The following is a 7454-nucleotide window of genomic DNA, read 5'->3' as shown; positions in this document are numbered from 1 at the left end:
CCCGGCGCCTGGCGGGCTTCGGCGTGCCCGCCGCGGGGGTCCCCCCTCCGGCGCCGCGGGGCCCGCCGGCTCCGGGCCCGGCCCGGGGCCCGGCCTCGCGCGCGATCCCGGCCTGGGCCCGACCCTCGCCGCCCGGCTCCTGACCAAGCCCGGCGCGAAGGTGACGACCACGCTCGACGCCCATATCCAGAGGATCGCCATCGCCGCGCTGCGCCGCCAGCTCCAGGGCCTGGGCGGCACCCGCGCGCGCGACGGCGCGGTGGTGGTGGTCGACAATGCGAAGGGCGACGTACTCGCCTATGTCGGCGGCATCGGCGGCGAATCGACCGCGCCCGCGGTGGACGGCGCCGCCGCCTATCGCCAGGCGGGATCGACGCTGAAGCCGTTCCTCTACGCCCAGGCGATCGAGAAGGGCTATCTCACCGCCGCCTCGATCCTCGACGATTCGCCGGTCCAGCTCGACACCGCCTCGGGCCTCTATGTCCCCCAGAATTACGACCGCGCCTTTAAGGGGCCGGTCTCCGCCCGCGTCGCGCTGGCGGGCTCGCTCAACGTGCCGGCGGTGCGCACGCTGCTCCTCACCGGCGTCGACAGTTTCCGCGACCGGCTATGGGATACCGGCTATCGCGGGCTGGTCGAGGACGGGCAATATTACGGCTATTCGCTCGCGCTGGGATCGGCCGAGGTCACGCTGCTCGAACAAGCCGCCGCCTATCGCAGCCTCGCGCTCGGCGGCCGCTGGGCGCCGCTGCGGCTGACGAAGGACGACCCGCGCGAGCCGCCCCATGCGATCACCACGCCCCAGGCCGCCTGGATCGTCGCCGACATCCTCGCCGATCCCAATGCCCGCGCCGGCACCTTCGGCACGGATTCGGCGCTGCGCCTGCCCTTCTGGGCAGCGGCGAAGACGGGCACCTCCAAGGCGATGCGCGACAATTGGTGCATCGGCTTTTCCGACCGGTTCACCGTGGCGGTATGGGTCGGCAATCTGGAGGGCGATCCGATGCGCGCGGTCTCGGGCACCAGCGGCGCGGCGCCGGTGTGGCGCGACGTGATGCTCGCGCTGCACGAAGGCGCGCCGTCCAGGCCCCTGCCCGAACCGGCCGGGATCGAGACGCGCGAGGTCCGCTTCGCCCAGGGCGTCGAGCAGCCGCGCCGCGAATATTTCCTGAAAGGGACCGCGCTGACGCAGGTCGCCTTCGTGCCGGAGGCCGCGCGGCGCCCGCGCATCGTCAATCCGGTGGCGGGCAGCGTCTATGCGCTTGATCCCGACATACCGCCCGCCAACCAGCGGCTCGCCATCGCGGTAAGCGGCGAAGTGACCGGGCACAGATTGTTGCTGGATACGCACGACCTGGGCGCCGCCGACGCGCATCCGATGGTGCTCGCGCCGCCCGGCCGGCACCGGCTTCGCCTGGTCGATCTGGGCGGCCGCGTGGTCGATCAGATCCTCTTCACGATTCGCTGAATCCGGCCGCCGGAATATCTTCACGATTCGTGGATTGCTACGGGAGCGAAATGCTTTTCCGAGCGTTTACGCGCCTGGTCCCACCCCCCTTTCGGGACCGTGCTCACGGGCACCGGCCGCGCTGCCTCGGGCGGCGCGGCCGAACCTCCGGGCGACCGCAACCGCAGCCGCCCGGACCCCGACGAAAATCCGCTTACCAGTAGAAGCCGGGGATCGCCCGGATCACGACGCCGCGGCGCGTGTCGATCAGCAGCACGTCGTTATAATGGCGCACCCAGCTCTGGTAGCGCCCGGCGCGCGGCAGGTGATAGCGCCACGGATCGGCGATGACGTAGCGCGAGCCGAAATAGGGCGCCCCGATCCGCGCGCCGGCGCTGAAGCGCGTGTAGCGAAACGGCGCCCGCCAATTGCCGCGCGCATAGATCCCGCGATTGCCGTTCCGATAGGCGCGCCAGTCATTGTCGCCCCAGTTGCGATTCCGATCGCGCAGATCCTCGCGATATTCCTGGCGCGCCTCGCGCACGTCGCGGCGCTGCTCGCGGACGTCGCGCGGATTGCCCCGGCGCTGGGCCTGCTGCAGGTCGCGCTGTTCCTTGCGGATATCCTGGCGATCGCGGCGCAGCTCCTGGTTCGACTGGGCCTGGGCGGCGCCCGGCAGCGCGACCGCGGGCATGGCGACCGCGGCGAGCAGCGCGGCGGTGATGAGCTTCTTCATGGCTTCCTCCAAAAACATGGGGCCGGCGATCCCGCCGGCACAGGCATGAAATGGGGGAATCGCTCTGAACGGCTCGGGAACGCGGCTGTCAGCCAAGCGAAAGGAAGGTTAAGAAGGGCCTATTGCCCGCCGGTATTGTCCTGGCCGCCCGGGCCGCCGGTGCCCGGCGCGCCGACCGTGCCGATATTGCCGAACAGATCCTGGAAGAAGTTCGAATGGCGGCCCAGCGTCGGCGTCTTCTTGCCGTAGGGATCGACCGAGGCGATCATCTCCGCCCCCATCCGGTCCACCGCGGCGACATTGCCCGAGGCATCGAAGCGGATGCGCAGCGTGAGCTGGTCCCGGGTGCGCGGCCCCTGATAGGCCATGTTGCTGCTGTCGCGCGAGATATAATACCACTCGCCCTCGTTGAACTGGCTGGTCAGCGTCGGCCGGCCGAGCGTCTGGAGGACCGAGTCGCGGTTGTCGATGCCGGGCTGGATCGCATCGACCAGCTCCTTGTCCACGACATAGCCCTGATGCGAGCGCACCGGCGTGCAGGCGGCAGTGCCCATGGCGGCTAGCAGCGCGACGGCGCCAAGCGCGCGAACGGGAAAGGGCATGTCAGTCTCCAGGCAAACGCAAACCGGCCGCGCATTGCATCGCGCGCCGTTCGCCTCAATATGCGGCAAAATGCGGCTAAACAAGGTCGCGCCCGATCATACGGACCCAGAACCATGCGATTGCTCCAGCGGCTCCTCGGCCGCAACGACCGCGGCGCGGCGCCGCTCCTCTATCAGGCCGTGGTGGCCGAGGGCCGCCGGCCGCACTGGTATCAGGCCGGCGAGGTGCCCGATACGATCGACGGCCGCTTCGACATGATCGCCGCCGTGCTCGCAATGGTGCTGCTCCGGCTCGAGGCAGAGCCCGAAGGCGCCGCCCCCAATGCCGCGCTGGCCGAGTGCTTCATCCACGACATGGACGGCCAGCTCCGCGAGATCGGCATCGGCGACATCGTCGTCGGCAAGCATATCGGCCGGATGATGGGCATGCTGGGCGGGCGGCTGGGCGCCTATCGCAGCGGGCTGGCGGCGGGATCGCTGGGCGACGCGCTGGTCCGCAACGTCTATCGCGGCCACGCGCCCGCCCTCGACGCACTGGCACATGTCGAGGCCGGGCTGCTGACGCTGCGCGACCGGCTCGCCGCCGCACCGCTCGCATCGATCGTCGCAGGGGAGCTGCCGGCATGACCGATCCCGAATTCCCGCGCCCGCACCGGCTCGACCAGATCGGCGCCGGCGAGAGCCAGGTCCATATCGAGGCGAATCCCGAGGAGCGCGCCGCGCTCGCCACGCGCTTCGATCTGCAAGCCATCGATACGCTCGAGGCCGATTATGCGATCCGCCGCGACGCCGCCGGCATCGTCGCCCGCGGCCGCATCAAGGCGAGCGTCGTCCAGAGCTGCATCGCGACCGGCGATCCCGTCCCCGCCGGGATCGCCGAGAATTTCGCGATCCGCTTCCTCCCCGAAACCGATGCCGATCCGAACGACGAGATCGAGCTGGACGAGGACGAGTGCGACACCGTCTTCTACACCGGCGGCGCGATCGATCTCGGCGAGGCGGCGGCGGAGACGCTGGCGCTTTCGCTCGATCCCTTCCCGCGCAGTCCCAATGCCGAGGCCATATTGCGGCAGGCAGGCGTGCTCAGCGAGGAAGAGGCGCGCCGCCTGGCCGAGGAAAGCGGCCCGTTCGGCGCGCTGGCCGGATTGCGGGGCAAGCCCGACAAGGGCTGATAGGGACTTCGGCAGAGCCCTTATTTTCGCGCGGCGACGCAACGATGGCGCGCTAAGGGAAAAACGAATCGCCCCATCCATAAGGTGCTGGAGGAGGGATCGGCCCGAACCAGGCTGATCCTTCGTCGCGCCGTCGCGTCGTCGCGCGAACGATCATTGGCGGTCGGCACGAAGGAGCGCAGCCCTATTCCCCCGTCCCGATCCCGCGCGCCAGCATCGTCGCGACCGTATCGGCGATCGTCTCGGGGCCGACATCCTCGTCCCACACGCTGTAGCGGAGCCCCAGGAACACGTTCATCCCCATGATCGCCCAGGCATGGATCTCGCCGACATCGTCGCGGATCTCGCCGCGATCGGCGGCGGCGCGCAGACGACGGGCGATGCGATCGGCGGTGGTCGCATAATGCAGGCGGAAGCTGTCGGGGTCGACGAACTCGGCCTCGTCGATGATCCGGTAGATCTCCTTGTGCGTCCGCGTGAAGCGGATGAACGCCAGCAGCGCCGCGCGCTCGGCCGCGATCTGGTCCGTCGCGCCCTTCAGCGCCGGCGCGACATTCTCGCGCACCTGCTCGGACATGTCGCGCACCAGCGCGCGGAACACGTCGTCCTTCGAATCGAAATAGGTGTAGAAGCTCCCCAGCGCGACGCCGGCGCGGCGGGTGATCCCGCTGATCGAGCCTTCGTGAAACCCCTTCTCGCCGAATTCCTCGGCCGCCGCATCCAGGATCGTACGCAGCGTCCGCCGCCCGCGCGCGGTGCGCGGCTCCTTGCCGGCGCTCGCGGCCTCGCCGGAATCGGCACGCCGGCCCGGACCGGAACCAGGGGATGTGGCCGCATTGCCACGCCCGTCAACCATGTTGCCCTCTCCCTGCTCGATCCAAGTTGAAACCCGGTTCAGGTTTCAGTATAGCGTCCGGCGACCGCTTACAACCCGCACCAAAGACGGGTTGGCCACCGGGGAGGAGATACACCATGTCACGCCTGATTTCCGTTCGCGCCGCGCTGTTCGCCGGGGCCGCCTTTGCCGTGCTGGGCGCCGCGCCGGCCTTCGCACAGGACACCGCAACCGACGTCGCCGCCGCGCAGACCGACGAGACCGCCGCGCAGGACAATGGCGAAATCGTCGTCACCGCGCGCCGCCGCGAGGAGCGGCTGCTCGACGTGCCCACCGCCGTCACCGCCTTCTCCGCCGCGACGCTGGAGCGCAACGGTGCGATCGACCTGACCGACATCCAGACCTCCACCCCCAACACCACGCTCAAGGACGCGCGCGGCACCAATTCGACGCTCGCCGCCTTCATCCGCGGCGTCGGCCAGCAGGATCCGGTCCCGGGCTTCGAGGCCGGCATCGGCATCTATCTCGACGACGTGTACCTCAATCGTCCGCAGGCGGCGGTGCTCGACATCTACGATGTCGACCGGATCGAGGTGCTGCGCGGGCCGCAGGGCACGCTCTATGGCCGCAACACGATCGGCGGCGCGGTGAAATATGTCACCAAGCGGCTGGAGGACAAGCCGACCCTCTCGGTCAAGGGCACCTATGGCTCGTACAACCAGGCAGACCTGATCGTCAGCGCCTCCACCCCGCTCGGCGAGTTGTTCAAGATCGGCGTGTCGGGCGCGCGGCTGACGCGCGATGGCTTCGGCGAGAACAAATATCTCGGCATCGACAATTACAACAAGAATGTCTGGGCGGCGCGCGGCACGCTGGAATTCGCCTCGCCCGACGACAAGATGCAGATCCGCATCACCGGCGACTATACCCATGACAAGTCGAACGCGCGCAACGGCCACCGGCTGTTCGACGGCCTGCTGACCGGATCGCCTTCCCTTTCCAACGTCTATGATACCAATGCCGGGCTCAACAGCCCGAAGAACGATGTCGAGGCGGGCGGCATCTCGATGACCGCGAGCGCCGAGGTGAGCGATCACATCACCCTGCGCAGCGTCAGCGCCTATCGCGAGGATACGTCCTACACCCCGATCGATTTCGATTCGACGCCCTCGGTCGATGTCGACGTGCCGGCCTATTACAAGAACAACCAGACCAGCCAGGAATTCCAGGCCCTGTACAGCAGCGAGAAGCTGAACGGCATCGTCGGCTTCTACTATCTGGGCGCGAAGGCGACGACGGGCTTCGGCGTGCTGCTGTCAACCACGGTTCCCGGCCTCAACGCCTATACCGCCGGCGACGTCCGCACCGAGACCAGCTCGATCTATGGCGACTTCACCTATGACGTGACGCCGCAGATCAGCCTGACGGTCGGCGGCCGCTACACCTGGGATCAGCGCAAGAGCCATGTGTTCAAGGCCAATTATATCGGCCTTACGCCCGATTTCGGCGGCACTCCGGTCCCGTTCGGCGCGGTCGCCACCGATTTCAACGGCACCGCGAACTTCAAGCGCTTCACGCCGCGCGCCTCGCTCGCCTTCAAGCCGACCGAGGATCACATGCTCTACGCCTCCTATTCGGAAGGCTTCAAGGGCGGCGGCTTCGATCCGCGCGGCTCGGGCACCTCGGCGCCCGATACCGACGGCCAGCCAGGCATCGGCTATCAGGACATCTACAATTACCTGTCCTTCGATCCGGAGACGGTGAAGAGCTATGAGATCGGCTGGAAGGGCGCGGCATTCGATCGCCGCCTCACCTGGGCGCTCGACGGCTTCTATTCGGACTATTCGAACGTCCAGATCCCAGGCTCGGTCGGCTGCCTGTCCGGCGGCGTCCAGAGCTTCTGCGGCATCACCACCAACGCGGCCAAGGCGGACATCAAGGGCGTCGAGCTGGAGACCACTGCGGTCCTCTCGCGCGGTTTCGCGGGGCCGGGCTCGAACATCAATTTCACCGGGACGCTCGGTTACATCGACGCCAAGTACAAGCGCTTCATCGGGCCGACCGGCGTCGACGTGTCCGACGACCGCGTGTTCCAGAACACGCCGGACTGGACGCTGTCGGGCACGCTGTCGGCGGCGGCGCCGGTGGGAAGCGGCGACCTGGCCGCGTCGACCACGCTCTCCTATCGCAGCCTCACCCATCAGTTCGAGACGGCGAGCCCGTTCCTCGATCAGCCGGGCTATGCGCTGCTCGACGCGCACCTGACCTACAGCTTCGCCGATGGCCGCTATTCGATCGGCATCCACGGCAAGAACCTGACCGACCAGCATTACAAGACGTCGGGCTATCAATATATCGACGCGACGGTCGCCGGCGTGCCGATCCTCACTGCCACCGGCGGCTATACCCCGACGCTGGGCAAGGAGGGCGTCGCCACCGCCTTCTACGGCAATCCGCGCCAGGTCTTCGCGACCTTCGGCGTGAAGTTCTGATCGCACCTTCTCTTCTGCTCCCTCTCCCGCTTGCGGGAGAGGGCCGGGGTGAGGGTGAGTCATAAGATTGAGTGCATCGGGTGAGGCCACTACAGACCCTCACCCAACCCTCTCCCGCAAGCGGGAGAGGGCTTTTCGCGGAAAGGCCCCCAGTGCCCGGTTCGACCAAC

General features: G+C 68.1%; 7 protein-coding genes. 4 read left to right on the top strand and 3 right to left on the bottom strand.

Annotation, left to right across the window (positions count from 1 at the left end; translation table 11 throughout):
* The coding region (locus HB724_RS11580; RefSeq protein ID WP_256731470.1) for a penicillin-binding transpeptidase domain-containing protein at positions 1–1468 on the top strand (1468 nt) is incomplete at its 5' end.
* Between the two features lie 193 nt (positions 1469–1661).
* Here the strand turns inward: HB724_RS11580 and HB724_RS11575 are convergent.
* Together HB724_RS11575 and bamE are read right to left on the bottom strand one after the other, a co-directional pair.
* A complete protein-coding gene (locus HB724_RS11575; protein WP_213981095.1) occupies positions 1662–2183 on the bottom strand; it encodes an RcnB family protein in 522 nt (173 codons plus the stop codon).
* Between the two features lie 119 nt (positions 2184–2302).
* Positions 2303–2785, bottom strand: coding sequence for an outer membrane protein assembly factor BamE (gene bamE / locus HB724_RS11570; RefSeq protein ID WP_213981094.1), 483 nt, complete (start codon positions 2783–2785; stop codon positions 2303–2305).
* Between the two features lie 114 nt (positions 2786–2899).
* On the opposite strand from bamE, the gene HB724_RS11565 reads away from it, so the two are divergent.
* Entirely contained in the window at positions 2900–3412 is a 513-nt protein-coding gene (locus HB724_RS11565; RefSeq protein WP_213981093.1) for a ubiquinol-cytochrome C chaperone family protein, read from the top strand.
* Positions 3409–3957, top strand: a complete 549-nt coding sequence (locus HB724_RS11560; RefSeq protein WP_213981092.1) for a DUF177 domain-containing protein — start codon at positions 3409–3411, stop codon at positions 3955–3957. The genes HB724_RS11565 and HB724_RS11560 overlap by 4 nt, the downstream gene beginning before the upstream one ends.
* Positions 3958–4141: 184 nt before the next feature.
* On the opposite strand, the gene HB724_RS11555 is transcribed toward HB724_RS11560, so the two are convergent.
* Positions 4142–4813, bottom strand: coding sequence for a TetR/AcrR family transcriptional regulator (locus tag HB724_RS11555; protein ID WP_213981091.1), 672 nt, complete (start codon positions 4811–4813; stop codon positions 4142–4144).
* A gap of 116 nt (positions 4814–4929) precedes the next feature.
* Between HB724_RS11555 and HB724_RS11550 the strand changes: the two genes are divergently transcribed.
* Positions 4930–7284, top strand: a complete 2355-nt coding sequence (locus HB724_RS11550; RefSeq protein WP_213981090.1) for a TonB-dependent receptor — start codon at positions 4930–4932, stop codon at positions 7282–7284.
* Positions 7285–7454 lie beyond the last annotated feature (170 nt).

The organism is Sphingomonas sp. dw_22 (genome assembly GCF_018449795.1).
Classification (GTDB): domain Bacteria; phylum Pseudomonadota; class Alphaproteobacteria; order Sphingomonadales; family Sphingomonadaceae; genus Sphingomonas.
This window is presented reverse-complemented; position numbering and strand designations above follow the sequence as displayed.

Excerpts from the sequence above, each read along its gene's own strand:
- HB724_RS11575 (WP_213981095.1), bottom strand. The coding sequence starts at position 2,183 with ATGAAGAAGCTCATCACCGCCGCGCTGCTCGCCGCGGTCGCCATGCCC.
- bamE (WP_213981094.1), bottom strand. The coding sequence starts at position 2,785 with ATGCCCTTTCCCGTTCGCGCGCTTGGCGCCGTCGCGCTGCTAGCCGCC.
- HB724_RS11565 (WP_213981093.1), top strand. The coding sequence starts at position 2,900 with ATGCGATTGCTCCAGCGGCTCCTCGGCCGCAACGACCGCGGCGCGGCG.
- HB724_RS11560 (WP_213981092.1), top strand. The coding sequence starts at position 3,409 with ATGACCGATCCCGAATTCCCGCGCCCGCACCGGCTCGACCAGATCGGC.
- HB724_RS11555 (WP_213981091.1), bottom strand. The coding sequence starts at position 4,813 with ATGGTTGACGGGCGTGGCAATGCGGCCACATCCCCTGGTTCCGGTCCG.
- HB724_RS11550 (WP_213981090.1), top strand. The coding sequence starts at position 4,930 with ATGTCACGCCTGATTTCCGTTCGCGCCGCGCTGTTCGCCGGGGCCGCC.